General features: G+C 61.7%; 25 protein-coding genes and 1 tRNA gene. 16 read left to right on the forward strand and 10 right to left on the reverse strand.

What is annotated here, in order from left to right; all coding sequences use genetic code 11:
• The 4 genes from Q0L30_RS22065 to rpiA all read left to right on the forward strand — a co-directional run.
• Window positions 1-1146 (forward strand): RNB domain-containing ribonuclease (locus Q0L30_RS22065; RefSeq protein WP_296661785.1); only part of this gene is annotated, 1146 nt, incomplete at its 5' end.
• Window positions 1147-1307: 161 nt separating this feature from the next.
• Entirely contained in the window at window positions 1308-2051 is a 744-nt protein-coding gene (gene rlmB / locus Q0L30_RS22070; protein ID WP_296661786.1) for a 23S rRNA (guanosine(2251)-2'-O)-methyltransferase RlmB, read from the forward strand.
• Window positions 2052-2085: 34 nt separating this feature from the next.
• Entirely contained in the window at window positions 2086-2994 is a 909-nt protein-coding gene (locus Q0L30_RS22075; RefSeq protein ID WP_296661787.1) for an N-acetylmuramoyl-L-alanine amidase, read from the forward strand.
• 138 nt (window positions 2995-3132) lie between these two features.
• Window positions 3133-3828, forward strand: a complete 696-nt coding sequence (rpiA, locus tag Q0L30_RS22080) for a ribose-5-phosphate isomerase RpiA (protein WP_296661788.1) — start codon at window positions 3133-3135, stop codon at window positions 3826-3828.
• Between the two features lie 147 nt (window positions 3829-3975).
• Here the strand turns inward: rpiA and Q0L30_RS22085 are convergent, their stop codons facing one another.
• On the reverse strand, window positions 3976-4710 hold the full coding sequence (locus Q0L30_RS22085; RefSeq protein ID WP_296661789.1) for a Crp/Fnr family transcriptional regulator: 735 nt from the start codon (window positions 4708-4710) through the stop codon (window positions 3976-3978).
• A 714-nt stretch (window positions 4711-5424) separates the two neighbouring features.
• Here Q0L30_RS22085 and Q0L30_RS22090 point away from each other — a divergent pair.
• Together Q0L30_RS22090 and Q0L30_RS22095 are read left to right on the forward strand one after the other, a co-directional pair.
• Window positions 5425-7026, forward strand: coding sequence for a mannose-1-phosphate guanylyltransferase/mannose-6-phosphate isomerase (locus Q0L30_RS22090; RefSeq protein WP_296661790.1), 1602 nt, complete (start codon window positions 5425-5427; stop codon window positions 7024-7026).
• 341 nt (window positions 7027-7367) lie between these two features.
• Window positions 7368-8087 (forward strand): FadR/GntR family transcriptional regulator, encoded by a 720-nt coding sequence (locus Q0L30_RS22095; protein ID WP_296661791.1) that lies wholly within the window; start codon window positions 7368-7370, stop codon window positions 8085-8087.
• A 69-nt stretch (window positions 8088-8156) separates the two neighbouring features.
• Here Q0L30_RS22095 and Q0L30_RS22100 read toward each other — a convergent pair whose 3' ends face one another.
• From Q0L30_RS22100 to Q0L30_RS22130, 7 genes are all read right to left on the reverse strand, one after another.
• The gene (locus tag Q0L30_RS22100; RefSeq protein ID WP_296661792.1) at window positions 8157-8816 is read right to left on the reverse strand and encodes an amino acid ABC transporter permease; all 660 of its coding nucleotides are present in this window, start codon (window positions 8814-8816) and stop codon (window positions 8157-8159) included.
• Between the two features lie 99 nt (window positions 8817-8915).
• Window positions 8916-9713 carry a transporter substrate-binding domain-containing protein gene (locus tag Q0L30_RS22105; RefSeq protein ID WP_296661793.1) on the reverse strand — a complete coding sequence of 266 codons (798 nt, stop codon included), beginning with the start codon at window positions 9711-9713 and terminating at the stop codon, window positions 8916-8918.
• 146 nt (window positions 9714-9859) lie between these two features.
• Window positions 9860-10894 (reverse strand): quinone-dependent dihydroorotate dehydrogenase, encoded by a 1035-nt coding sequence (locus Q0L30_RS22110; RefSeq protein WP_296661794.1) that lies wholly within the window; start codon window positions 10892-10894, stop codon window positions 9860-9862.
• Between the two features lie 91 nt (window positions 10895-10985).
• On the reverse strand, window positions 10986-11765 hold the full coding sequence (locus Q0L30_RS22115; RefSeq protein ID WP_296661795.1) for an arginyltransferase: 780 nt from the start codon (window positions 11763-11765) through the stop codon (window positions 10986-10988).
• Between the two features lie 178 nt (window positions 11766-11943).
• Window positions 11944-12696, reverse strand: coding sequence for a leucyl/phenylalanyl-tRNA--protein transferase (aat, locus tag Q0L30_RS22120; RefSeq protein WP_296661796.1), 753 nt, complete (start codon window positions 12694-12696; stop codon window positions 11944-11946).
• A gap of 15 nt (window positions 12697-12711) precedes the next feature.
• The gene (locus tag Q0L30_RS22125; protein WP_296661797.1) at window positions 12712-13257 is read right to left on the reverse strand and encodes an NUDIX hydrolase; all 546 of its coding nucleotides are present in this window, start codon (window positions 13255-13257) and stop codon (window positions 12712-12714) included.
• 100 nt (window positions 13258-13357) lie between these two features.
• Window positions 13358-14266 (reverse strand): LysR family transcriptional regulator, encoded by a 909-nt coding sequence (locus Q0L30_RS22130; RefSeq protein ID WP_296661798.1) that lies wholly within the window; start codon window positions 14264-14266, stop codon window positions 13358-13360.
• Between the two features lie 126 nt (window positions 14267-14392).
• On the opposite strand from Q0L30_RS22130, the gene Q0L30_RS22135 reads away from it, so the two are divergent.
• The 3 genes from Q0L30_RS22135 to Q0L30_RS22145 are packed head-to-tail and all read left to right on the forward strand — an operon-like array spanning window position 14393 to window position 18184.
• Window positions 14393-16126: an FAD-dependent monooxygenase gene (locus Q0L30_RS22135; protein ID WP_296661799.1), complete on the forward strand. Its 1734-nt coding sequence runs from the start codon at window positions 14393-14395 to the stop codon at window positions 16124-16126.
• A gap of 18 nt (window positions 16127-16144) precedes the next feature.
• Window positions 16145-16936 carry an SDR family oxidoreductase gene (locus Q0L30_RS22140; protein ID WP_296661800.1) on the forward strand — a complete coding sequence of 264 codons (792 nt, stop codon included), beginning with the start codon at window positions 16145-16147 and terminating at the stop codon, window positions 16934-16936.
• A 48-nt stretch (window positions 16937-16984) separates the two neighbouring features.
• Window positions 16985-18184 carry an MFS transporter gene (locus Q0L30_RS22145; protein WP_296661801.1) on the forward strand — a complete coding sequence of 400 codons (1200 nt, stop codon included), beginning with the start codon at window positions 16985-16987 and terminating at the stop codon, window positions 18182-18184.
• Window positions 18185-18348: 164 nt separating this feature from the next.
• Here Q0L30_RS22145 and Q0L30_RS22150 read toward each other — a convergent pair.
• Window positions 18349-18425 (reverse strand) — tRNA-Met (locus Q0L30_RS22150).
• Between the two features lie 185 nt (window positions 18426-18610).
• Between Q0L30_RS22150 and Q0L30_RS22155 the strand changes: the two genes are divergently transcribed.
• From Q0L30_RS22155 to Q0L30_RS22175, 5 genes are all read left to right on the forward strand, one after another.
• Complete coding sequence (locus tag Q0L30_RS22155) at window positions 18611-19108, forward strand: heme-degrading domain-containing protein (protein WP_296661802.1); 498 nt, start codon at window positions 18611-18613, stop codon at window positions 19106-19108.
• A gap of 4 nt (window positions 19109-19112) precedes the next feature.
• Window positions 19113-19451 (forward strand): multidrug efflux SMR transporter, encoded by a 339-nt coding sequence (locus Q0L30_RS22160; protein ID WP_296661803.1) that lies wholly within the window; start codon window positions 19113-19115, stop codon window positions 19449-19451.
• A 269-nt stretch (window positions 19452-19720) separates the two neighbouring features.
• Window positions 19721-20005, forward strand: a complete 285-nt coding sequence (locus Q0L30_RS22165; protein ID WP_296661804.1) for a DUF1488 domain-containing protein — start codon at window positions 19721-19723, stop codon at window positions 20003-20005.
• Between the two features lie 51 nt (window positions 20006-20056).
• Entirely contained in the window at window positions 20057-20710 is a 654-nt protein-coding gene (locus Q0L30_RS22170) for a TetR/AcrR family transcriptional regulator (RefSeq protein ID WP_296661805.1), read from the forward strand.
• 67 nt (window positions 20711-20777) lie between these two features.
• Window positions 20778-21926 carry an enoyl-CoA hydratase/isomerase family protein gene (locus Q0L30_RS22175; protein WP_296661806.1) on the forward strand — a complete coding sequence of 383 codons (1149 nt, stop codon included), beginning with the start codon at window positions 20778-20780 and terminating at the stop codon, window positions 21924-21926.
• A gap of 39 nt (window positions 21927-21965) precedes the next feature.
• On the opposite strand, the gene Q0L30_RS22180 is transcribed toward Q0L30_RS22175, so the two are convergent.
• Window positions 21966-22391 (reverse strand): hypothetical protein, encoded by a 426-nt coding sequence (locus tag Q0L30_RS22180; RefSeq protein ID WP_296661807.1) that lies wholly within the window; start codon window positions 22389-22391, stop codon window positions 21966-21968.
• Window positions 22392-22658: 267 nt separating this feature from the next.
• Here Q0L30_RS22180 and Q0L30_RS22185 point away from each other — a divergent pair, with 267 nt between their 5' ends.
• Window positions 22659-22901, forward strand: coding sequence for a hypothetical protein (locus tag Q0L30_RS22185; protein ID WP_296661808.1), 243 nt, complete (start codon window positions 22659-22661; stop codon window positions 22899-22901).
• A 305-nt stretch (window positions 22902-23206) separates the two neighbouring features.
• Window positions 23207-25138 carry a potassium transporter Kup gene (locus Q0L30_RS22190; RefSeq protein ID WP_296661809.1) on the forward strand — a complete coding sequence of 644 codons (1932 nt, stop codon included), beginning with the start codon at window positions 23207-23209 and terminating at the stop codon, window positions 25136-25138.
• The last annotated feature ends 101 nt before the right edge of the window (window positions 25139-25239 follow it).

A 25239-nucleotide genomic window follows, 5' to 3' on the forward strand; every position in this document is an offset into this window, starting at 1 on the left:
ATCGTGCCGCGCCAGCGCAACGAAGCGCACAAGCTCATCGAAGAGTGCATGCTCGCGGCCAACGTCTGCGCGGCGGACTTCATGAAGCGCAACAAGCATCCGGGCCTCTACCGGGTGCACGCGGGGCCGAGCGCGGAGAAGCTCGAGAATCTGCGCACCTTCCTGCGCGGCATGGGCCTTTCGCTCGGCGGCGGCGACTCGCCGCACGCGAGCGACTACGCGGCGCTGATGGCGCACATCCGCGACCGCCCCGACGCGCAGATGCTGCAGACGATGCTGCTGCGCTCGATGCAGCAGGCTGTCTACAGCCCGGACAACATCGGTCACTTCGGTCTTGCGTATGAAGCCTATGCGCACTTCACGAGCCCGATCCGCCGCTATCCGGACCTGCTCACGCACCGCGCGATTTACGCGATCCTGCAAGGCAAAAAGTATCAGCCGCAGGCGCCTTCGGGCGTCGAGCTGAACACGGCCTTGTCGCCGCGCGCCCGCGCGCTGCAGGCCGAGGACGAGGAGAAGCGCGGCGGCCGCGGCCGCAGGAACAACGCGGCCATCTGGGAAGAACTCGGCCTGCACTGTTCCGCCAACGAGCGCCGCGCCGACGAAGCGTCGCGCGACGTCGAAGCCTGGCTCAAGTGCTACTTCATGCGCGACAAGCTCGGCGAAGAGTACGGCGGGATGGTCAGCGGCGTGACGTCGTTCGGCATTTTCGTGCAGCTCGACGCGCTCTTCATCGAGGGGCTCGTGCACGTGACGGAACTGGGCTCGGATTACTTCCAGTACGACGAAATCAAGAACGAGCTGCGCGGCGAACGCACCGGCATCCGCTACCGTCTTTCGGACCGCGTGCGCGTGCAGGTCAGCCGTGTCGATCTCGACGCGCGCAAGATCGATTTCCGTCTCGTGCGCGACATGCCGGTCAAGCCCGGCGTCAATCGTCCGGCGCCAGGCGACAAGGGCGTTGCCGAGGGTGGCCCGCGCGTGCGCGCGCTGGCGCCCAATGAGCCGCGCCGCAAGAAGGCCGCACCGGCGCCGGGCGTTGCCGTCAAGGAAGCGCGCGCCGCACGCAGCGCGGCCAAGACGGCGAAGAAGCACGCGGCAGCCAAGGCCGCAACGAAGAAGGCCGCCTCGCGCAAGAAGCGCTGAGTGTGCCGGCCGCGCGGCGCTTGCCCGAAGCGGGCGACGCCGCGCTTTCCGTGCCGCGCTGCGGCCGGAGCGATTACATTCGTCCTTGATGCTCACAAGGCTCGCGAAGCGCGCGATGTCTGTGATGCGTTGAGGACCGTTCATCAGGGGTTGTTTCAGTCATGTCACGTCTCAAGGTTCTTTACGGATTTCATGCGGTGACCGCACGCTTGCGGCACGACGCGTCGACGGTCGAGGATGTCTACTACGATCCGACGCGGCGCGACCGCCGCATGCAGGACTTCCTGCACGCCGCAAAGGATGCGGGCGTGCGCCTGATTGCAGCCGACGAAACGCGGCTCTGGGGACTCGCGCATACGGAGCGCCATCAGGGCGTCGTGGCGCGTGTGCATGACATGCCGCTCGCACAGAATCTGGCCGAACTGCTCGACGGCATCCAGGGCTCGCCGCTGTTGCTCGTGCTCGACGGTGTCACCGATCCGCACAACCTCGGCGCGTGCCTGCGCGTCGCCGATGCTGCGGGCGCACATGCGGTGATCGCACCGCGCGATCGCGCGGTGGGTCTCAACGCGACGGCTGCGAAGGTCGCGAGCGGCGCAGCGGATACCGTGCCGTACATCACCGTGACGAATCTCGCACGTGCGTTGCGTGAGTTGAAGGATGCGGGTGTGTGGGTGGTCGGCACAGCCGGTGACGCGAGCGCGAGCCTGTATCAGACGAAGCTCGATGGCCCGGTCGCGCTCGTGATGGGTGCGGAGGGCGAGGGCATGCGCCGCCTCACGCGCGAAACGTGCGACGAAGTCATGCACATACCGATGGCGGGCACGGTCGAGAGCCTGAACGTGTCGGTGGCTTCGGGCGTCTGTTTGTTCGAAGCCGTGCGCCAGCGGACGGTCGCGCGATAAGTGAACGAAAGCGAGCGAGCCGGGGCCTCTTCACATGAAGCTGTACCGCTTTACCCTGCGTGCCGCCGCGCTTGCAACGACGCTCGCGCTTGCGGCCTGCGCGGGCAGCACGATGAGCGATCGCGGCGCGTACGTGGCCGATACGCGCTATCACGCGCAGAGCGTCGACTCGCGTATCCGCTTTCTCGTGATGCATTACACCGAGCTCGACGAAGCCGATTCGCTCAAGGTGCTGACCACCGAAGCGGTCAGCGCGCATTACCTCGTGCCGGACAATCCGCGCATCGAGAACGGCAAGCCCGTGGTGTGGCAACTGGTGCCGGAATCGCAGCGCGCGTGGCATGCGGGCGCGAGCGAATGGCAGGGCGCGACTGAACTGAATGCGGCGTCGATCGGCATCGAGAACGTCAATCTCGGGCCGCGCGATACGGCTTCAGGCAGCGCTTCGGGTAGCGCTTCAGGGCGCGCTTCAGGCAGCGTCTGGCAGCCGTGGCCGCCCGCTCAGGTCGACGCGATCATCCGCCTCTCGAAAGATATCGTCGCGCGCTATGGCATCCCGCCGACGCGCGTGGTCGGTCACAGCGATATCGCACCGCAGCGCAAGACCGATCCGGGGCCGCTCTTCCCGTGGAAGCAGCTATACGATGCGGGCGTGGGCGCCTGGCCGGACGACGCGACGGTCCAGGCCGACCTCGCGGGCCGTGCGCCTGACGCGCCGGCCGACGTGCGAGCGCTGCAATTAAAGCTGGCGCGCTACGGCTATGACGTCGCTACGGACGGCGTGCTCGACGAGCGCACGCGTCGGGTGATCTCGGCGTTCCAGATGCATTTCCGCCCGAGCGACTATTCCGGCACGCCCGACGCGCAAACCGACGCCATCGCGCAGGCGCTGCTCGACAAATACATGCCCGCGCAACCAGGTGAAGCGGGCTCCACACCCTGAATGCGCGCCGCGGCACGGCGGCGGTTGCGATGGCAACTACCGCAACTGCGGCGGCTGCGACCCGCAACTTCGGTAAACTATGCGTTTTCCAGCTTTTCCGCTTTCTCCGCTATTTCCCTTTCTCCGGGCAGGTTCTCCATGACTCAAGACGAACTCAAACAACTGGTCGGCCAGGCCGCCGCCGACTACGTGAACGCGAACGTGCCGCAGGGCGCCGTGATCGGCGTCGGCACGGGCTCGACCGCGAACTGCTTCATCGACGCGCTGGCCGCAAGCAAGGACCGTTATCTCGGCGCGGTCTCCAGCTCGGTGGCGACCACGGCGCGGCTGAAGTCGCACGGTTTTCGCGTTTTCGATCTGAACGAGATCGAAACGCTGCCCGTGTATGTCGACGGCGCCGACGAAATCGACGCGCAAGGCGCCATGATCAAGGGCGGCGGCGGGGCGCTCACGCGCGAGAAAATCGTTGCGTCCGTGGCCGACGTGTTCGTGTGTATCGCCGACGCGAGCAAGCGTGTCGACGTGCTCGGCCAGTTCCCGCTGCCCATCGAAGTAGTGCCGATGGCGCGCACGGCGATCGGCCGGCGCGTGAGCGAACTGGGCGGCGTGCCGGTGCTGCGCGTGCAGAAGGACGGCTCGCCCTATATCACGGACAACGGCAACGAAATCCTCGACGTGAAGGGCCTGCAAATCAGCGACCCGTGCGGGTTCGAAGCGCTCGTCAACGCGTGGCCCGGCGTCGTGACCGTGGGCCTCTTCGCATCGCGCGGCGCCGATCTGTGCCTGCTGGGCGCAGAAACGGGCGTCGAACGTATCGACTATCCGAAGCGCTGAAACCTGCCCGAGCGGCGCGCGCGTCGCTCGTGACTGTTTGTGTTTACAGGCGACCGGCCTGGCGTGCCGCTCATTCCATCGGAACGAAGCTAAAAACAAGCAGCCAGCCAGGGCGAGACAGACGCGCGGGGTGAACCCCGCGCGGCCTCACGCTACGGTTTCCGCCTGATGAAGACGCGGCAGCAGGCGGTCGAATTCGCGCCGTACGAGCCCGTAGCATTCGCAGGCACGCGATTCGAGCCCCTCGCGGTCCAGCACACGGATGTGGCCGCGGCTGTGGTGAATCAGCCCTTCGTCGTGCAGCTTGCCGGCGGCTTCCGTGATGCCTTCGCGGCGTACGCCGAGCATATCGGCGATCAGTTGCTGCGTGACCGTGAGGTCGTTCGACGCCACCCGATCCACTTCGATGAGCAGCCAACGGCACAACTGCTTGCTGAGCGAGTGGTGGCGGTTGCAGGCTGCCGTCTGCGCGACCTGCGTGAGCAGTGCGTGCATGTAGAGCAGCATGAGCCGCCGGATGAAGTCCGAGCGTGCAAACTGCTGCTTGAGGGCTTGTGCGCTCATGCGATACGCGAAGCCCGCGCATTGCACCTGGACGCGGTTCGGCATGGTTTCGCCGCCGGTAAGCACGGGCACGCCCGTCATGCCTTCGCGCCCGACCGCGGCGATTTCGACCGAGCTGCCGTCCTCCATGGTCGAGAGCATCGAAATGATCGCGCTGGTCGGAAAATAGACGTGGTGAATGCGCTGGCCGGAATCGCACAGCAGTTGTTCGGTGCGCAGGTGGACGAGTTCCAGGTGCGGAGCCAAGGCTTGCCATTCGTGTGACGGCAGCGCCCCAAGCAGATGATTGCCGTGCAGATCGGATTGAAGGGTCAACATGATTGGTCCTCGTCGGAGGCTGCTCGCGCTGCCTCGTTGTTATCTCATTCCAGCCGACGAAGCCGTAGTTATGCGCCGTCTCCCGTACGGCTATCTGCTCGTCGTGCCAGCCCCATAACCCCGTGCGCTTCCACCTTTTCGGTCCGCGGTGTTTGCGCAAATGTGGTGATGGGTACATAGCAGGGTGTGTGCCAGATCGTCGCAACCCTCCACCGGGCGCGTCCTTGCCGGTGGCCTGTGCGAAACCGCCTTTGCGACTGCGGCATTTTGTTTCAGTTCTGCACGCTGTTTTCGCCCACCCAGGTATGGGGCAGTCGATGCTTTATGACCTCAAGCCATTGATTGTATGAAGTTATTTTTCGTGCCCAAGCCCGTGTACGAAGTTGACTCCCCGCTGAAACATGTCTCGCAAATGTTTGTCACGTTGGAATGCCTGCGGGGGGCGGATTTTCCGGTGAGATGCAGAACTGGCGCGGCACGCCCGCCTGGTGCGTCGCAACGTTCTGTCGATGAAACATGACCTGCGTCAAGCCCTGAGGCTTGACTCGCACGAACGATTCGCCTGCGAAACAGCGCACGTCAGTGTGTGCGTGCGTACAGAATCGCGCACCGGCGTTTGCTCCAATGAAAGCCCACAGACCGGGTGCGGCGACGCTTTGAACGGCGTTAAATGCACGCCCGGTCAAGGATGCCTTTTGACGGGGGAGAGCGAGCATGAACCAGAGATTGCCGCTGAGCGGCGTGATCGCCGCGGCGCAGAATGCCGAGGCCACGCTCGTCGTGCAACCGGTCGTGCTGGCGGGCGGATCGGGCACGCGCCTGTGGCCGCTGTCGCGCGAACAATGCCCGAAGCAGCTGATCGATCTGCTCGACGGCGAGTCGCTGCTCGAGGCCACCATCAGCCGGCTCGAATGTGCGTTCGCACAGACGCCCGCATGTGCCGAAGCCGTGCCGGTGCAAAAAGCCGTGCCGGTGCAAAAAGCTGTGCCGCTTGTGGTGAGCAGCGAGGAACTGCGCCTGATGACGGTCGATCGACTGGGGCGCAGCGGCATGGCCGCGCGTATTGTGCTCGAACCGGTGCCGCGCAACACCGCACCTGCGTTGACGGTGGCCGCACTCGCGGCGCGCCGTGAAAGCGAAGTTCGCGACAGCGCTGCGACCGATCGCGATCCCGTGCTCGTCGTCATGCCGGCCGATCATCTGATCGCCGATCGCAGCGCGTTTTGCCGCGCGCTCGAAGAAGCCGTCATGCACGCCGCGCGCGGCGCGATCGTGACGCTCGGCGTGCCGCCGCAGCGGGCGGAAACCGGCTACGGCTATATCTGCATGGGGCCGCTGCTCGATGCGAACGGTGCGCGAACGATCGAAAGCTTCGTCGAGAAACCCAACGCCGAACTCGCGGCCGGCTACGTCGCATCCGGTGACTACTGCTGGAACAGCGGGATCTTCGTTGTGCGCGCATCCGTGTGGCTCGCGGCCGTCGCGCGCTGCCGTCCCGCAATTGCCGCGCAGTGCGCGAGCGCATTCGAGCGCGCCACGCTCGATGCCGATGGCAACCTGCATCTCGACGTGGTGGCGCTCACGGCATGTCCGTCCGATTCGATCGACTACGCGGTGATGGAGTCGGTCGGCGCCGATGCGCAACTCGCGGGCGTGGTCGTGCCGCTCACGGCAGGCTGGTCCGATGTCGGCGCATGGGATGCGCTCTGGCAGGTTTCGGGCAAGGATGCGTGCGGCAACGTCGCGCGCGGGCGCGTGCTGTTCGAGGACGTGAGCGATACGTTCGTGCATTCGGATGGGCGGCTCGTCGCGTGCGTCGGCGTGCGCGACGTCGTGGTGGTCGAGACCGCCGATGCGGTGCTCGTCGCGGCGAAGGATCGCGTGCAGAGCGTGAAGGCCATTGTCGGGAAACTGAAAGCCCAGCACAGCGAAGAGGTGCAGCACCATCGGCGCGTGGAGCGTCCGTGGGGCTGCTACGACTCGGTCGACCGCGGCGAGCGCTTTCAGGTGAAACGTATTGTCGTGAAGCCGGGCGGAAGACTTTCGCTGCAGTTGCATCACCATCGCGCGGAGCACTGGGTCGTCGTGAGGGGAACCGCGCGCGTCACGCGCGGCGATGAAAGCTTTTTGCTATCCGAGAACGAATCCACCTATATTCCGTTGGGCGTGAAGCATCGTCTGGAGAATCCGGGCAAGACGTCGCTCGAAATCATCGAGGTTCAGTCGGGCTGCTATCTCGGCGAAGACGACATCGTGCGCTTCGACGATCAGTACGGACGTACCGGGGAACACGGCGCGCAGCAAGCGGTGCGGTGACACGGGCCGCCGCATCGCCATCGCGGCGATCGTTTCGCTTACGCCGCTTACGCCGATTATGCAGACCGGCAGCGCCAGGGTTGGATAAATAGGCATTTCATTCAATCCGGCGGCCCGTGAAGGCTGCGCACAGGCCGCGAAAAGAAAGGGCCGGGTCATAACACGATTCGGCAAAAGATGCTGTATGGACAGAATGTTTGTGACGCTCATGTCTTGTCAGGAGATATCCTGGCTGGCGCAGCATGCAATCCGAATGCAACGTAACGTTTGAGCTCGACGACGCACGAGGACCCGCGGTAACTGGCAAACAGGGGCGATTTCCGCCGAATCGGGGGAGTGTCATGGAACTGGGGAACAAGGAACGCTCGCTGGTCAGCAAGGTCATGGACGGCCTTATTGCCGGCATTGTCGAAGACCGCTATGGCGCTGTCCTGCCGCCGCAGGATGTGCTGTCCAAGGAATTCGACGTGAGCCGCACGGTGATGCGCGAGGCGCTTTCCATGCTGCTGGCGCGGCACATGCTCGATGTGCGGCCGAAGATCGGCACGCGCATCCGGCCAATGCACGACTGGCGCATGATCGACGAAGACGTCGTGAGCTGGCGTTTTCGCGCGAAGCCGGACAAGACGTTTTTACGCGACGTGATCGAGTTTCGCGCGCTGATCGAACCGGCTGCATGTGGACTCGCGGCGACGCGCGCGAGTGCCGCGGAGATCGCGGGCATTCGCGACGCGTTCGAGGCATTGAGCCAGACGAGTGCCGGCGATTCGGGCCGCCAGGCCGCCGATGCGTTGCTGCACACGCGCATTCTCGCGTCGAGCGGCAATCAGTTTTATCAGCAGATGGCGGCGATCATTCGCGGCGCGCTGTCGCTCGTGAATCCGATTCTTAACGAGCGCTCGGACGGCTGGTCGAATATCGTGCGCGCGCATGGGCGTATCGTCGATGCGATCGAGCGGCGCGAGGCGAAGGAAGCGGAGGCGGCTGCGTCGGCGATGATCGAATACACCGCCGACGAACTGATGCGCGCGCTTTCGCCCGAACCGGCCGTGCAGCGTTGAGACTGCGGTTGCGCGGCCGGCATGCTTGCGCGAGCAACGTGTAGGGCGAGCGCGTTGTGAGGCGAACGCTCAGTGCCGCGTGGGCAGGGCGAGGCGCTTCTCGAACCAGTGCTGCAGCCATTCGAGCACCTGGCACAAGACCCAGTAGATCGCCGCGGCAGCGAGGTACAGCGGCAGCGGCTGATAAGACGACGCGATGATTTCCTGTGCGCTGCGCAGCAACTCGGTCACGGTGATCACCGAGACGAGCGAGGTGTCCTTGATCAGGCTGATGAGGCTGTTCGAGAGACTGGGCACCGCAATGCGCAGCGCCTGCGGCGCGATCACGTAGCGCAGCGTCTGGCGCCGCGAAAGACCGAGGCTGTACGCCGCGAGCCACTGTCCGCGATGAATGCCGAGAATCGCGCCGCGCATGCTCTCGGACAGATACGCCGCCACGTTCGCGGACAGCGCGATCACGCCGGCTGGCGTGGGATCGAGCGCGATGCCGATGCTCGGTAATCCGTAATAGACGACGAAGATCTGCACGAGCAGCGGCGTGCCGCGCATGATGCTCACATAAACCCGTGCGATTCGCGGCAGCCCGCGGCGCGTGCTGATGCCCATCAGTGCGAGCACGACGGCCCCGACGAGGCCGAAGATCATCGAGAGCACGGCGAACTTGACGGTCAGCACTGCGCCTTGTGCGAGCACCGGCAGTGACTGGATGATGAGCGTTGTGATGGCCATGGGCGACACGGATCAGGATTGAAGGAAGCCGCGCGGGCCGTCCAAAAGCAAGGGGCGGCATCCTGCGATGCCGCCCCGCGACTTACGCGACCGTGAGGCTCATTGGGTGACCGGCTTGCTGACGTCGATGCCGAACCACTTGTCCGAGATCTTCGCGAACGTGCCATCGGCTTCGAGCTGGTTCATTGCATCGCTGATGGCCTTCGCGAACTTCGGATTGCCCTTCTTGAACGGAATCGCAGACGGGTTGCCGCTGCCGACGATCGCGCCCGTGCGCAGCGGCAATTGCGAGTTCTTCAGCAGATACGCGAGCATCAGACGGTCGTTGAGCGCCGCGTCGAGACGGTTCGCGGCGAGATCGGCCAGATATTCGGGGGCGCCCGGATAGGTCTTCACGTCGATGCCCGGCACCGACTTCGCCATGTCCATGTAGTTGGTGCCGAGGCCGACGCCGAGCCGCTTGCCCTTGAGGTCTTCGAGCGACTTGAACTGGCGCGTGTCGTCCTTGCGCTGAATGAGTTGCGCGGCGGAGTACGTGTACGCGGGCGAGAAGTCGAGCACGGCCTTGCGCTGGTCGGTGACGCCCACCTGGTTCACGATGACGTCGAATTTACCGGCCTGGAGACCTGCGATGATGCCGCTCCATTCGGTCGTGATGAACTCGGGCTTCAGGCCGAGTTTCGCGGCGACGGCCTTGGCGATATCGACGTCGTAGCCGACAAGCTGGCCGTCCGGCGCCTTCGAGTTGAAGGGCGGGAAGGTGCCTTCGAGGCCGATGCGCAGCGTGCCGCGCGCCTTCACCTGGTCGAGCAGGTCTTCGGCATGGGCGCTGGCCGAAACGAATGATGCGCCGATCAGTGCGGCCACAAAGACTTTCTTCAGCAGAGCGAGTTTCATCGTTGTCCTCTTGTTTTGCTGCAGTTTTACGACGCTGGCGTCAGCCGATGGGGCTAGCCGAAGTTGCCAGCCGCTGTTGCCAGCCGAAGTTGCCAGCACAGGCACGCGTGCCGCGTAATGCACGGAACCAGCCTGAGACTATATCGTCAGGCGCGCGCCGAGGCCAGTGCGCGCACGCATTCGCCAACGAGTGCGGGGCCGCGGTAGATAAAGCCGGTGTAGAGCTGCACGAGGGCGGCGCCCGCGTCGATCTTCGCACGCGCGTCCTCGCCCGAGAAGATGCCCCCCACACCGATGATGGGTACTTCGGTGCCGAGTTCGGCACGCAGCTTGCGGATCACCGCATTCGACGCGTCGAATACCGGACGTCCCGAAAGACCGCCTGTTTCCTGCGCGTGAGGAAGACCTTCCACGGCGCTGCGCGAAAGCGTCGTGTTGGTTGCGATCACGCCTTCGATCCTGTGGCGCAGGAGCGTATCGGCGATTTCCTTGATCTGTTCGTCGTCGAGATCCGGCGCGATCTTCAGCGCGAGCGGCACGAGCTTGCCGTGAATGTCGGCAAGCCGTTGCTGCTTGTCCTTGAGCGCGGCGAGCAGCGCGTCGAGCTCGCCCGCGCCCTGCAACTGGCGCAGGTTTTTCGTGTTCGGCGACGAGATGTTGATCGTCACGTAACTCGCGAACGGATAGACGCGTTCGAGGCAGAAGAGATAGTCGTCGGCGGCGCGCTCGATCGGCGTATCGGCGTTCTTGCCGATGTTCAGGCCGAGGATGCCGCGATAGCGCGCGGCCTGCACGTTCTTCACGAACTGCTCGACGCCGTGATTGTTGAAGCCCATGCGATTGATGATCCCGCCCGCCTGCGGCAGCCGGAAAATGCGCGGACGCGGATTGCCCGGCTGCGGCCGCGGCGTCACGGTGCCCACCTCGATGAAGCCGAAGCCGAGCGCGGCGAATCCGTCGATTGCCGCGCCTTCCTTGTCGAGCCCCGCCGCGAGACCGACCGGATTGCGGAACGTGAGACCCATCACGGTGCGCGGCGCAGCGGGCACGTGCGGTGCGACGAGCCCGGCGATGCCGGTGCGCCCGGCAGCGCCGATGGCGCGCAATGTCAGGTGGTGGGCGTCTTCGGCGTCCATGCGAAAGAGCTGGCTGCGCAGAAACGGATAGAGGGAGCTGAACACGAGAAGAGGGCGCGGGCGCTGAAAAAGTGGGAACCCGCTATTTTAGCGGTATTGCACGCACCCGTCGGTGCACGCGCGGCGCGGGCGTGATTCAGCGCACCGGACTTGCCAGATCGGGATCGAGCGTGGTCCAGGCACCGTCGAGCAGACCTTCGATGGGCCGGAAGCGAGACTTGTAGGCCATTTTCGGGCTCTCGCGGATCCAGTAGCCGAGGTACACATAGGGCAATTGCAGGCTGCGCGCCTGTTCGATCTGCCACAGGATGTTGTAGGTGCCGTAGCTCGCGTGCGGCGTGTCGGGTTCGAAGAACGTGTAGACCGACGAAAGCCCATCGCCGAGGATGTCGATCATGCTCACCATCCGCAGCTCGCCGGGCTCGTCAGGGGCGGCTTCGTTGGGCTCGCGGAATTCCACGAGGCGCGAGTTGATTCGGCTTTGCAGGAGGAACTGCTCGTACTGGTCGCGGCTGTCGCGGTCCATGCCGCCGCCCGCGTGGCGCGCGGACTGGTAGCGCATGTAGAGCATGTAATGCGCTTCGTCGTAGTGAAGCGGCGCGACGGTCGCCACGAGGCCGCCGTGATGGCGCCAGACGCGGCGCTGCGTACGGTTCGGCGCGAACAGCGCGACCGGCACGCGTACCGGCACGCAGGCGCGGCAGCCGTCGCAGTAGGGCCGGTAGGTGAAAACGCCTGAGCGCCGGAAGCCGGCCTTCACGAGTTCGGTATAGACGTCCGAGTTGATCAGATGACTTGGCGTCGCCACCTGCGAACGCGCGATGCGCCCCTCCAGATAACTGCAGGGATAGGGCGCCGTTGCATAGAATTGCAGCGCGGAAAGCGGTGAAAGCGGCAGCTCGTTGGGATGCGTCACGTTGGCAGCTCTCGTGGCAGTTCGGATCGTCGCGAAACCGCATGCGGATGGCGTGTGCGGGCGACGTGTGCTGGTTGCAGTCTAGCATCGACTCCGAACCGGCATCCGACGATTTGCGCCGGACTGTCTCGCACGTGTAACGCGTGAAATGCGTTTCATGCCGCGCCAGGCGCGGCGTTCAGACAACCGGCAGTGCGCCCGCGCCCGTCACCAGATCGGCGAGGACGCGCTTGTCGAAACGCCACGGAATGCGCGGCGCGTCGACCGTCGCCCGCACATGCGCGATGAACGCTTTGCGCGCGATTTCATGACCGCCGAGCGAGGCGAGATGCGCGGTGTTTTGCTGGCAGTCGATTAGCGCGACGCCGTGCCGGCGCAGATGCGCGACGAGTGCTGCGAGCGCGATCTTGGAGGCGTCGGTCACGGCCGCGAACATCGATTCGCCGAAAAACATCGTGCCGAGCGACACGCCATAGAGGCCGCCGACGCACTCGCCATCGCACCAGGCTTCGACGCTGTGCGCGTCGCCGATGCGGTGCAGGGTCGAATAGGCGTCGATCGCCTCCGTGGTGATCCAGGTGCCGCGCTGCCCGCGGCGCGGTGCGTTCGCGCAGGCGCGCATCACGGCGGCGAAACTGGCGTCGACGCGGATCTCCCACGCGCTGTCGCGCAGCACGCGTTTGAGCGTCTTCTTCAACGACGGCGACACCTTGAACTCGTCGGGGCGCAGGATCATGCGCGGATCGGGACTCCACCAGAGCACGGGCTGGCCGTCGGAGTACCAGGGGAAGATGCCGTGACGATAGGCTTCGACGAGACGCGAGGGCAGCAGGTCGGCGCTCGCTGCGAGCAGGCCGGGTGCGCCGCTGTCCGCACCGAGGGCGCGCTCGACGTTGGGAAACGGGTCTTCGGGCCCGAGCCAGGGAACCATCGGCGGTGCGGGGGATCAGTCGTCGCGCATGGCGCGCAGCACGTCGCCGGTATGCAGACCGTAACTGCCGGACTCGCGATCGGCGAAGAAGAAACGCAGCGTCTGCACGACTGTAGGGAACGCGAGGTCGTCCCACGGAATTTCGTGCTCTTCGAAGAACCGCACTTCGAGACTCTCTTCGCCCGCGGCGATATCGGTGTCGAGCAGGCGTGCGAGATAGAAGAGATGCACCTGATGCACGTGCGGCACGTTCAGCAGCGAAAAGAGATTCTGTATCTCGACGCGCGCGCCGGCTTCTTCGAGTGTCTCGCGCGCCGCGGCTTCGGAGGTTGTCTCGCCCATCTCCATGAAACCCGCGGGCAGCGTCCAGTAACCGTAGCGCGGCTCGATCGCGCGGCGGCACAGCAGCACCTTGTTTTCCCATACGGGAACGGTGCCGACCACATTGCGCGGATTCTGGTAATGCACGGTGCCGCAAGCCGAACAGACGAAGCGTTCGCGATTGTCGCCGGGCGGTACGAGCAGGCTGACCGCCTGACCGCAAGTCGAGCAGAATTTCATGGGCACGATAGGGGGAAGGGTGATGCGAGTGTATCACCGCGACGCTCGCGGCCGGGCGGGATCTCTGCGGCGGAAACGTTCGTGCCGTACGCCAGTGCTTTTATCTTATTTTCAAGGATGGTGTCAGGAACGTTATAAGTGCATCAACCTTGGGGGATAATTTACGCCGTTTTGGCCATACTATGTTTAGTTCCAATCCATCAGTAGAGAAGTCTGGTAAAACCTCAATGAGTTTGCTGGTTTTTAAATCGTCTTCGATAAGCCACGTTGCCAATTGCGCAATTCCGTGACCTCCCAAAGCCGCTGCTAATAACGCCTCGCCATGCCCGATTATCATTTCTCCCTGTAATGAGCGGCGTTTTACTTCGCCGGAATTGCGAGGGAAAATCCATGGACTAATGCTGCCATCCTGTTTCTCGTAAACAATATGACGATGTTTAAATAAATCATTTACTGATTCCGGAGATCCATTCCGGTGCAAATATTCTGGCGACGCGCAGAAAATCACCTTCTCACGGCCCAGGTAGCGCTGGCTCAGCGATGGATGCTGTCCGTTATCTCCTCCAATGCGAATCGCAAGATCGACATCTTCGTCAGCCAAATCAATGAATCTGTCGGAAAACGAAACGTGAAGGCGCAGATTGGGATGCCGCTCAGAAAAATCGAGGAGTGACGGTAAGGCGATTCGATGCCCGAATGAAACCGGAACGTCAACCCTTACACGGCCTACCGGCTCTTTCTTTTGAGCTGCCAACATTGCTTCCGCATCTTGAAGTTCTCCCAGAACTCTGACGCATGTTTCGTAAAAGGCTTCGCCAGCGTCAGTTAGTGACAGCTTCCTTGTCGTTCGGTTGAAAAGACGGGTTCCCAATCGCGCCTCCAAACGAGCCACACTTTTTCCGACAGCAGAGTTGGTCAAGTTCAGCCGCTCAGCAGCAGACGTAAAACTGCCTGCGTCGGCGGCAGTCACGAAAGCCTCTATACCTTTAAGTCGTTCAGATGGGACCATGATTCCAAAATTATGGAAAAAAATTCCAACAATATGGGAAATTATATCGCCAATTTAGTGAGAAATGCTAAATAAAATGATCACCTATGCCGATGTGCAGGCGAGAAAAAACTGGGAGGTGATTTCATGATCGAAACAGATGTACTCATAGTAGGTAGCGGTCCGTCAGGTGCATCGGCCGCAGCGTTGTTGAGTTCGTACTCCGTTAGCAATATTGTTGTAACGAAATATAAGTGGCTTGCAGATACGCCGCGAGCACACATTACGAGTCAGAGGACAATGGAGATTTTCGATGAGTTGGGTGTCATCGAACGTGTCATGGCTCATGCAGTTCCAAATCAGTACATTGGGAACAGCGTGATATGTCAAACTCTTGTTAGTGAAGAGATTGGCCGAATCAAGTCATGGGGTGCTGCGCCAAATAGAGTTTCGGAGTATTTGCTCAATAGCCCGTTTGAGGTATGTGATATTCCGCAAAATTACGTTGAGCCTATTCTCATAGAAAAGGCGGCTGCAAGCGGGAGTATCATAAAATTTTGTACTGAATTTATTTCTTTCGAGCAAGATCTCTCGCATGTTATTTCGACTGTCAAAGATAGAGTGTCTGGTGAAATTTATCAGATAAAATCCAGGTATCTTGTGGGCGCGGATGGAGGGCGTAGCTCCATTGCCGAAAGCGTTGGGCTTCCTTTTTCTGGAAGGATGGGCGTTGCGGGTAGTATAAATATTGTATTTAAAGCAGATCTGACGCGCTTCGTTGCGCATCGCCCTAGTGCATTATTCTGGATGCTCAATCCGGAGGCTAGAGTTGGCGGACTTTCTGTCGGCTTGCTAAGAATGGTTCGTCCCTGGAACGAGTGGCTTTGCGTTTGGAGCTATGACATATCTCGCCCGCCTCCGAAGGTTGACGAAGAAAAGGCGTTGGAGATCATTAAAAAAATTATTGGTGAAGATGTTGATGATATATCGATAAAAAATATCTCTACCTGGACAGTAAATGACGCTTATGCAAAAGAGTATTCGAAAGGCAAGGTATTCTGTGTAGGAGATGCTGTTCACCGGCATCCGCCGAATAACGGCCTTGGTTCTAATACCTCGATCCAGGATTCGTACAATCTCGCCTGGAAATTGGCCTACGTTGTAAAAGGCTGGGCTACCGAGAGGATTCTTGAAACATATTCGGAAGAGCGAGTGCCCGTCGGAAGGGAGATTGTGCGACGGGCCAATAAAAGCCTCTCGGAAACAAAAGAGCTATTGACTGTGTTCTCGGATGGTGAGGACGAAGCCGCATTGGATATAGAAGTAATTCGGGGAAATTCAGAGAGGAATAGGGATGCAAGAACCAGTCTTGCAAGAAGTGTGCTGGAAAAGAGTAACGAGTTTAATTTTATTGGGATTGAATCGAATATATCCTATAAATCAAGCCTGACGATAGCGGACGATGAAGGCCATCTTGTATCGGATGGTGACCTGGAAAACGTTAATTCAATATTTCACTCAAAAATTTCTCCTGGCGCTCGCTTTCCTCACGTTTGGCTGCTTTATAAGGGAAAGGAAGTGTCGTCGTTGAGCCTTATCGGTCGAGGGTCATTCTCACTGATAACAGGGGCCTCGGGTGAGCACTGGATTAAGGCCGCTGAAGAGTGGTCGCATCGCAAGGGAATTCCTCTTTCCTTATATCAGGTGTCAATGCGAGGCGAAATACAGGATATCTATTTCGATCTTGCCAATAGATGTGATTTTCATGAGGGCTCTGCCATATTAATCCGCCCGGATGGTTATATAGCATGGATTGGTTTGCCGGATGCCGCCGGTGGAGAGGAATTGTCAGAAGTTCTTTTTAAGATTCTCGGAAAATAAATCAATTTAGAGGTGTTTATGAAGCTTTTTGGACCGAACAGAAAGTCTATTGTCTCCGGATCAACCAAGGGTATTGGGTTTGCCATTGCCAGCGCTCTTTATGGTGCGGGAATCACCGTGATTGTAAATGGAAGGGGTGAGGATGGTGTTGGAGGTGCCATTGAAAGAATTAAATATTTGAATCCTGACTCAAATGGTCAGTTGATCGGCTTTGTTGGTGACTTAGTGGATGCGAAAGAGGTTGATAGACTATATGAGTCTCATCCCGATGCCGAGATCATTGTTAACAACATCGGGCTCTACGGGGCAGTTGATTTTGATAAGTCAACCGATAAGGATTGGTTTGATATTTTTGACGCCAATGTAATGAGTGGTGTCAGGTTGTCCAGGAAATATGCTCCAGCTCTCAGGCGGACTGGATGGGGGCGAATTGTTTTTATCAGTAGCGAGAGTGCAATCAATGTTCCGGTGGAAATGATTCACTATGGCTTCAGCAAAACCGCACAATTGGCAATTTCTCGCGGGCTCGCGGAAACATTTGCTGGAACTGGTGTAACAGTAAACTCCGTTCTTCCCGGCCCGACATTCACAGATGGGGTTCAGGAATTTGTTGCAAGCCTTGGTGGCGCAAATTTTGATGAATTCACGGAGGAATATTTTCGCTCTGTTCGCCCGACATCTATTATAAAAAGATTTTCTTCTCCCGAAGAGGTTGGTAATGTCGTGGCGTTTGTCTGTAGTGAACTTGCATCCTCCATTACGGGGGCTGCAATTAGAGTCGACGGCGGTGCAGTGAAATCCTGTTTCTAGTTTTGAGGGTGGCTGATATTATGTGCATTCTTGTCGTTGAGATCGATTATGTCGAGTGAATATATCGATGTTTCTGAAAACGTAGCTGCTGGATTGAATAAAAATGAGGGCAATGGTTTTTCGATTTTCCTTTTGGTTATTGCGGCCTTCGTTATTGTCACGACGGAATACTCGATTGTCGGGTTATTGCCGGTTTTGGCCCGTGACTTAAATATCTCTATTTCGGTGGCTGGCCAGCTGGTCACGCTGTTTGCGTTTACGGTAATGCTGTTTGGACCCGTGCTTACGGCATTACTATCGCATGTCGAACGCAAGCGGTTGTTTATAACGATTCTGCTGATTTTCGCCGGAGCCAATGCGTTGGCAGCTATTGCTCCCAACATATGGGTGCTGGCGGTAGCTCGTTTTATCCCGGGGATGGTGCTTCCGGTTTTCTGGGGGGTGGCCAGCGAAACGGCTGGGCAGCTTGCGGGGCCACAACTCGCAGGACGTGCTGTCTCGCGGGTATATCTTGGTATCTCGGCTGCCTTGCTATTTGGTATCCCAATAGGGACTTTGGCAGCCAATTCCATCGGTTGGCGCGGCACGTTTTGGGGACTGGCCGGATTATCGTTGCTGATGGCCTTGTTGATGCTAGGGTTCATGCCGACCCTGGCTCGACCGCAGCGGTTGCGCCTGGCCGAGCAGACCCGTATTCTCGCGGACACTCACTTTATAGCTAATGTGATTATGTCGGTCGTGGTGTTTACTGCGATGTTCACGGCCTACACGTACTTGGCTGACACGTTGGAGCGCATAGCTGGAGTGGCTTCGTCTCGGGTCGGTTGGTGGCTTATGGGGTTTGGTGCGATTGGTATATTCGGCAACTGGTTGGGTGGGAGACTGGTGGATCGCAATCCATTGCGGGCTACGCTGATCTTTACTTCGCTACTCGGTTTTGGCATGGCGATAAGTGTACCGGTAGCGAATTCCCTGGGTTTACTAATCGTCGCGCTAGCGATTTGGGGCGTCGCCTATACCGCACTGTTTCCGATATGCCAGGTTCGAGTAATGAAATCGGCTTCACATGCTAAAGCTTTGGCTGGAACTTTGAATGTTTCAGCCGCTAATGCGGGCACTGGACTGGGGGCGATTATCGGTGGATTGGCGATCAAGGAATGGGGGCTGGGTAGTATCGGCTACGTTGCAACGGGGATTGCGATCCTGGCTATCCTGATGGTGCCGTGGGTAGCTCGGCGGACAAATTGATCTCCGGCCGTGGATGAATGCGGCGTGATCCCGAAACTACGCGTCGTTTTATGATGCGATGCCTGTCGCGATGTCATTAACCACACCGGCACGTCGATACGTTGGGCGCAAAAAACCAAAAGGCCTACCAGCGGATGCATGGTAAGCCTTTGATTTAATCTACTTGGTTGCGGGGGTAGGATTTGAACCTACGACCTTCGGGTTATGAGCCCGACGAGCTGCCAGACTGCTCCACCCCGCGTCCGTCGAAGAAAAGATTGTAACGTAACCGCCGCAACATAGCAATACCAAATGACGAATGGCCTTCGAACGGCCCGCAGGAAGCTTGCGTCACGCGCCAGGCTAGAATGATGAACTCATTCCGTTGGCACCTGCCGACGTTCACCGGGCGGCGTTTCGGCGCCGTCGTCATTACGGTTCGTCTCCATGGATATCGCTCACGATCTGCAATCGATCGCCGCGCAGGAACAGGCGCTCGTCTTCCCCCATTTCGACGCAGGCCGTGCGTGGGCCCTCGGCTTGCATCTGCACGAACTCGCGCTTGCGCGAACGCTCGCCGTCGCCATCGACGTGCGCACGTTCGGTCAGCCGCTCTTTTTTAGCGCGCTCGATGGAACGACGCCCGACAACGTCGACTGGGTGCGCCGCAAGTCGCGTGTCGTCGAGCACTTCCGTCACAGCTCGTATGCGATCGGCCTGCGCATGCAGCAGGCAGGCACGACGCTAGCCGAGAAGCACGGCTTGCCGGTTGCCGACTTTGCACCTCATGGCGGCGCGTTTCCGCTGGCCGTCGCAGGTGCGGGCGTGATCGGCTCGGTCACGGTCTCGGGGCTGCCGCAGCGGTCCGATCATGAACTCGTCGTCGAGGCGCTGTGCGCGCTGCTCGGCGCCGATTACGCGCAGCTTGCGTTAGCGAGGGCCTGACGCAATGCCACAGAGTCCCTGGAGCTGGCTCGTCATCGCCATCATTGCCGAAGTCATTGCCACGTCCGCGCTGCGCGCATCGGACAGCTTCACGCGCATCGTGCCTTCGGCCATCGTCATCGTGGGCTACGCGCTCGCGTTCTACGGGCTTTCGGTCACGCTCAAGAGCATTCCGGTCGGCATCGTCTACGCGGTGTGGTCGGGCGTGGGCATCGTGCTCATTACGCTCGTCGCGATGGCGCTCTACCGCCAGATACCCGATCTGCCCGCAGTGCTCGGCCTCGGGCTGATCGTGGCGGGCGTCGTCGTGCTCAATCTGTTCTCGAAGATGGAAGCGCACTGAACGGGCCAGGCAGCACGCGTGGCGCGCGCTTTGGTTCCGGCTTGCCCAGCGCAGCGACGAATCACTGCGGCTTTGCTCGCGCCCGGGTATCGCACCGTTTCCCCACAGGCTGACCACGCGCGCCCGGCATGACTTGCAGCATGCCAGGCGCGCAACAGCCGCACGCACGTTCGCGACTGCGCGGCGGGCCGAGGCGTAACATGGTCGGTCATGCGCGCCGCCAACCGGTGCGGGGGTTTATTCCGACGAATTGCCCAGCGAGGCTGGTGATGGATATTCATTTTTCTTCCGACGCACCGCTCTATTACGATTCGAATCTGACTGTCGTGTTTGCGGCGCTCGTCGATGGCGCACGCGTGCCGTGCGCGATTTCAGTGGAGGCCCTCGAAGATCATTTCGGTGCGCTGACCGCGAGCCGCGATGCGTCGATCGAGGCTTTCGACGCGGGCCGCACGCGTATCGAACAGGTCGCCCGCGCCCATCTCGAACTCAGCAACGGCACGCCGGTCCTGCTCAAGAGCGGGCATTTTCCGCCCGGCCGGCTTCGCTCATAACCACGCGTGGGTGCCGAGGCGAAAGCGCCGGCACCCAACGCATTCGACGCAATGGAACTCCACGAACGCAAAGGCCGCTCGCACGCCGACCAGCGACAGGCGCTGCGCAATCGCATTCTCGACGCCGCCCGGCGCATCGTGGTGCGCGACGGCTTCGCGGCGCTTTCGATGCGCAAGATCGCCGAGGCGATCGGTTACTCGCCAGCGTCGCTCTATCTCTACTTCGAAAATCGCGACGAAATCGCGCGTGCGCTCGGCCACGAAGGCCATGCGCAACTGTTCGCACAGCTCGAACCGTGCGTGCGGATCGCCGATCCGGCCGAGCGGCTGCGCGCACTTGCCCATGCCTACGTGGCGTTCGGACGTGCGTACCCGCAGACTTATCGGGTGGTGTTCATCGACGTGCCTGGCATGGCGAACGCGCGCGAACGCGGCGAGCCGGGCGGACCAACGCCGGATCCGGCGAGCCTGTTCGCCGAGGCCCTCGATGCCGTGCACGGGGCCGCGAGCGCGGCGCTTGCCGAGGCTTTCTGGGCGACGCTGCACGGCATCGTGGCGCTATCGCTGACCCAGCCGGAGTTCCCGCACGCACCGCCCGGACAACTCGTGGATGCCGCACTCGACGCCTGGCTGCTCGTGCGTCCCGAGCTGTCCGCCGAAGCGCCGGGGCACGCCACCAGGAAAACGAACGCTGCGGCGACGTGATAGGCTCGATGCGTCGTGTGTACCCGCGCGGAGCCTTTTCATTGCGCTTTCAGTTTCTGCCATCGCCATGCCACAGGAAGCCCCGTCCGCCAGTCAGGCCGATCCGCACGTCGTCGCGCGCGTAGCGAACCGCATCGGTCTCATCGAACTCGAACGTCCCCAGGCGCTCAATGCGCTGTCTACCGGTATGGTCCGTGTCATGCTCGCCGCGCTCGAGCGCTGGCGCGACGACCCGGACGTGCTTGCCGTGGTCGTGCGCTCGCGTCATGCGCGCGCGTTCTGCGCCGGCGGCGATATCCGCTTTCTGCACGCGTCGTACCGCGCGGGCGATCAGGCCGCGCTCGACACGTTCTTCGCCGACGAATATCGCCTCAATCACGCCATCTTTGCGTATCCGAAGCCCTATATCGCTTTCATGAACGGTGTCGTGATGGGCGGCGGCATGGGTATTTCACAAGGCGCGTATCGCACCGGCGGTCTGCGCGTGGTGGGCGCGTCGACGCGCATGGCGATGCCCGAAACGCGCATCGGTCTCTTCCCTGACGTGGGCATGGGCTGGTTCCTCGTGCGCACGCCCGGTGCGATCGGCCGCTATCTCGCGGTGAGCGGCGAGACATTCGACGCCGCCAGCGCGCTTTACGCGGGTCTCGCGGATGTGTATCTCGACGAAGCCGCATGGCCCGCACTGATCGACACGCTTGAAACAGAGTCGTTTGCGACGAGCGAGGACATCGTCGCGTACCTTCGGCGCGTGGCCGCAACGGGCGCGCAGATGCGTCATGCCATCGATACCTGCGCGCTCGCCGGTTCGCGCGAGTGGATCGACCGGCATTTTTCGCAGGCGGACGTGCCGGCCATCGCGGCATTGCTCGCCGCCGCGCAGCGCGAAGCCGAGGAACCCGAGCGCGAATGGGCGGGGCAGATCCTGGAGGTGTTGCGCGAACGCTCGCCGCTTTCGATGGCGGTGTCGCTCGAAGTCGTGTCGCGTGCAGAGGGCGCGATGGCGGACGTGTTGCGTCGCGATCTCGATCTCACGCGCTCGAGTTTCGCTCGCGGCGATGCGATGGAAGGGATCCGCGCGCGCATCATCGACAAGGACAACCGCCCGCTCTGGCGGTTCGCGCGTAGCGAGGACGTACCGGCCAGCGAGGTCGAAAGCATGTTCGAGAGCCCCTGGACGGTGGCGGATCATCCGCTGCGCGATCTGCAGGAGTGAGGGAGTAGCCCGGCGCGCGCGCTGCAACGCGCGGGTGGATCAGTCCTGCGCGGCCTCGCTCATCAGCGCGCGCATGAACACGAGCGCGCCCCATCCCCACACGGCATTCGAGGCGAACCCCGTCGCGACGCGCGGCAGCATGTTGCCGCTCGGCCAGATGCCGCGCAGCGGGTCGACGACGAACAGCATCGCGGCAGTCAGCACGAGGCCGCCGAACACGAACGCCGGCACCCACGGCGCGGGCCGCGAGGGCGACACCTGCAGCAGCCACGCCATCGGCACCGCCCAGATGGCGCTCCAGATCGCGTTGACGAGAAACTCGGGCAAGCCGAGCGGAAGGAACGGTTGCGTCGAAAAACCGGATGCATCGATGACCTGTGCCGCGTGCAGCAGCGCAAGCGTCGCTTCGCGAAAGAACAACGAAGCGAGAAAGCCCGATACGAACGGCAGAATCAGTTTTTGCATTTCGAAAGACGAGAGTACGAAGCGTCGGCTCGCGGCGCGCCTCGTGGGTGCGCTTGCAAGGATGTGCGCCATTATATCGGCGCCTCGCGGCGGCGGCTTTAGCTGTGCAGGCCGTTCTTTGGCCCGCGTTGCCATGATGATCGTGGCCGGCTCTCGACGCGGTGCGGGGTGCTGGCGTGTCGTGCAATCAGGATGCCGTCGAGGCGCACGGGCGTAGCCAGAGGGAAGTGCTACGATGAACCGGCCAGTCACGAAGGAGAAAAGATCATGGAGCCGAAGGGCATCGACATGGGTGACTACGAGGAGCACTACAAGGGCTACGACATCGAGGTTGCAGTCGAGCAGGTGCTCACGGGCGTGAAGGCGCACTTTCGCGTGCTGAAGGACGATGCGGTCCTGCAGGACTGGCAACTCGTCCATATCGACCGGCTTTGGTCGACCGAACACGCTGCCGCCGAAGCGGGGTTTGAAGCGGCGCGGGCGTGGGCCGATGCCCGCGCGGCGGTGTAACGGACGCTTTTCGCGTGCTCTTCGCGTTCGAGGCGGGCGCATGAATAGAACTGCAAACCAGGTGCGATTTGCACGGTGTGATTCACAGACGCCGCCGGGATTGCGCACCAACGTCACGCTGCGTTGTTTCAGCAGCGTGACGTTGGTGCGCGTGACGTGCCTTCGCGCCGGAAATTCCTATACTTGCCCTAAGGTTGAGCACGCGCGGCGCGCGACGGTTGTGGCGCATGCCGCCGCAGCGGCATCCACGAAACGACGGTGATCAGGCAGTGCGGGTTGCTTCATGCCCGAACGAGGAGGCAGTCATGGGAGATTCCTCACCGGCCACGCCCGCAGCCGATTCCTCGCACGATTCCGGGTCTCATCCGCAGGCGCCTGGCGCGCTCGCGCTCGCAGCGCTCGGCGTGGTCTATGGCGACATCGGCACGAGCCCGCTGTACACGCTTTCCACGGTGTTCGATCCGGGCAACGGGCTTGAGCTCAATGCCTTCAATATCGTCAGCATCGTGTCGCTGATCTTCTGGTCGTTGATGGTCGTTGTCACGCTCAAGTACGTCGTGCTGATCCTGCGCGCGAACAACCATGGCGAGGGCGGCATCATGGCGCTGCTGGCGCTCGCGGCCTCGTCGGTGTCGCACCGGCCACGGCTTCGTCAGACGCTTCTTTTCGTCGGCGTGATGGGCGCGGCGCTCTTCTTCGGCGACAGCGTCATCACGCCGGCCATCTCGGTGCTGAGCGCCGTCGAGGGGCTGGAAGTCGCCGCGCCGGAACTCAAGACCTTCGTGATCCCCGTGACGCTCGCTGCGCTCATCGCGCTCTTCATCGCGCAAAAACGCGGCACAGGCGGCATCGGTGCGGTGTTCGGACCGGTGATGGTGCTCTGGTTCGTCGTGATCGCTGTGGTGGGTCTCGTCAATATCGCCGCCGCGCCGATCGTGCTGGTGTCCCTCAACCCGTTGCGCGGCCTCGCTTTCGTGATGCACCACCGCTGGCTCGCGTTCGTGGCGCTCGGCGCGGTCGTGCTGTCGCTCACGGGCGCCGAGGCGCTCTATGCCGACATGGGCCATTTCGGCAAGCGGCCGATTCGTCTTACCTGGTTCGGCCTCGTGTTTCCCGCGCTCGCGCTCAATTACCTCGGACAGGGCGCGCTGCTGCTGGCGAATCCGGGCGCCGTCCAGAATCCGTTCTACCGGCTCTTCCCGCAATGGGCGATCTTTCCGATGATCGTGCTCGCGACACTCGCGACGGTCATCGCCTCGCAGGCCGTGATTTCTGGCACGTACTCCATGGCGATGCAGGCCATGCACCTCGCGTTTTTGCCGCGCATGAACATCGTGCACACGTCCGAGCGCGAGATCGGCCAGATCTACGTTCCGGGCATCAACTGGATTCTGCTCGCCTCCGTGATTGCGGCGGTGGTCGGGTTCGGGTCGTCGACGGCGCTCGGTTCGGCGTACGGCATCGCGGTCACGGGCACGATGCTGATCACGACGTTCCTCACGTTCTTTGTCGTGCGCTACGCGTGGCACTACAACTGGGTGCTCTGCGTGTTAGCGACAGTTTTCTTCCTCGTGATCGACGCACTGTTCTTTTCGGCGAACCTGCTCAAGATCGTGCAAGGCGGCTGGTTCCCGCTCGTGATCGGCACGCTCATGTTCACCGTCATGGCGACGTGGGGCCGCGGATCGCAACTGATGATGGCCGAGGCCCGTGTGCGTGCGGGCAAGAAGCCGCTCAAGCCGTATCTCGCCGCGCTGCTCGCGAGGTCGCCCGTGCGCGTGGGCGGTACGGCCATCTTCCTCACGCCCAACCCGAACTCCGTGCCGCATGCGCTCGTCAATAATCTGCGGCACAACAGGGTGCTGCACGAGCGCATCCTGTTCGTGACGGTCGTGTCGCAGAACGTGCCCCGGGTGCCCGAAAGCGCGCGCCTGAAGGTGACGCGGCTCTGCCCGGGCGGCTATCAGGTGATCGTCAACTACGGCTTCAAGGACGATGTGAATCTGCCGCAGGCGCTCGCCGCCGGACAGGCGGCCGGGCTCGCATTCGATCCTGGCGAGACCTCGTGGTTCCTGAGCCGCGCGGTGGTGGTAGCGACGCCGGGCGCCGGCATGGCCGTGTGGCGCGAACGGCTGTTCGCGGTGATGCTGCATAACGTCGGTAATATCGCGGCGTTTTTTAAACTGCCTCCCGATCAGGTTATTGAAGTCGGGACGCAGGTCAAAATTCAGCTTTAGTGCGGGGTCGGTGCTGCGGGCGTCGGGCTGCTTGCGTGGGCGGGTGGTTACGCTGCGCGCCGATGGCTGCGGGAAATGCCCGCGCAGCACCTGCACGAATT

The sequence above is a fragment of the Paraburkholderia sp. genome (assembly GCF_024281035.1).
In the GTDB taxonomy this organism is placed as follows: Bacteria; Pseudomonadota; Gammaproteobacteria; order Burkholderiales; family Burkholderiaceae; genus Paraburkholderia.

Coding starts and splice junctions, on each gene's coding strand:
- rlmB (WP_296661786.1), top strand. CDS start 1,308: ATGTCACGTCTCAAGGTTCTTTACGGATTTCATGCGGTGACCGCACGC.
- Q0L30_RS22075 (WP_296661787.1), top strand. CDS start 2,086: ATGAAGCTGTACCGCTTTACCCTGCGTGCCGCCGCGCTTGCAACGACG.
- rpiA (WP_296661788.1), top strand. CDS start 3,133: ATGACTCAAGACGAACTCAAACAACTGGTCGGCCAGGCCGCCGCCGAC.
- Q0L30_RS22085 (WP_296661789.1), bottom strand. CDS start 4,710: ATGTTGACCCTTCAATCCGATCTGCACGGCAATCATCTGCTTGGGGCG.
- Q0L30_RS22090 (WP_296661790.1), top strand. CDS start 5,425: ATGAACCAGAGATTGCCGCTGAGCGGCGTGATCGCCGCGGCGCAGAAT.
- Q0L30_RS22095 (WP_296661791.1), top strand. CDS start 7,368: ATGGAACTGGGGAACAAGGAACGCTCGCTGGTCAGCAAGGTCATGGAC.
- Q0L30_RS22100 (WP_296661792.1), bottom strand. CDS start 8,816: ATGGCCATCACAACGCTCATCATCCAGTCACTGCCGGTGCTCGCACAA.
- Q0L30_RS22105 (WP_296661793.1), bottom strand. CDS start 9,713: ATGAAACTCGCTCTGCTGAAGAAAGTCTTTGTGGCCGCACTGATCGGC.
- aat (WP_296661796.1), bottom strand. CDS start 12,696: ATGGTTCCCTGGCTCGGGCCCGAAGACCCGTTTCCCAACGTCGAGCGC.
- Q0L30_RS22125 (WP_296661797.1), bottom strand. CDS start 13,257: ATGAAATTCTGCTCGACTTGCGGTCAGGCGGTCAGCCTGCTCGTACCG.
- Q0L30_RS22130 (WP_296661798.1), bottom strand. CDS start 14,266: ATGGTCCCATCTGAACGACTTAAAGGTATAGAGGCTTTCGTGACTGCC.
- Q0L30_RS22135 (WP_296661799.1), top strand. CDS start 14,393: ATGATCGAAACAGATGTACTCATAGTAGGTAGCGGTCCGTCAGGTGCA.
- Q0L30_RS22140 (WP_296661800.1), top strand. CDS start 16,145: ATGAAGCTTTTTGGACCGAACAGAAAGTCTATTGTCTCCGGATCAACC.
- Q0L30_RS22145 (WP_296661801.1), top strand. CDS start 16,985: ATGTCGAGTGAATATATCGATGTTTCTGAAAACGTAGCTGCTGGATTG.
- Q0L30_RS22155 (WP_296661802.1), top strand. CDS start 18,611: ATGGATATCGCTCACGATCTGCAATCGATCGCCGCGCAGGAACAGGCG.
- Q0L30_RS22160 (WP_296661803.1), top strand. CDS start 19,113: ATGCCACAGAGTCCCTGGAGCTGGCTCGTCATCGCCATCATTGCCGAA.
- Q0L30_RS22165 (WP_296661804.1), top strand. CDS start 19,721: ATGGATATTCATTTTTCTTCCGACGCACCGCTCTATTACGATTCGAAT.
- Q0L30_RS22170 (WP_296661805.1), top strand. CDS start 20,057: ATGGAACTCCACGAACGCAAAGGCCGCTCGCACGCCGACCAGCGACAG.
- Q0L30_RS22175 (WP_296661806.1), top strand. CDS start 20,778: ATGCCACAGGAAGCCCCGTCCGCCAGTCAGGCCGATCCGCACGTCGTC.
- Q0L30_RS22180 (WP_296661807.1), bottom strand. CDS start 22,391: ATGCAAAAACTGATTCTGCCGTTCGTATCGGGCTTTCTCGCTTCGTTG.
- Q0L30_RS22185 (WP_296661808.1), top strand. CDS start 22,659: ATGGAGCCGAAGGGCATCGACATGGGTGACTACGAGGAGCACTACAAG.
- Q0L30_RS22190 (WP_296661809.1), top strand. CDS start 23,207: ATGGGAGATTCCTCACCGGCCACGCCCGCAGCCGATTCCTCGCACGAT.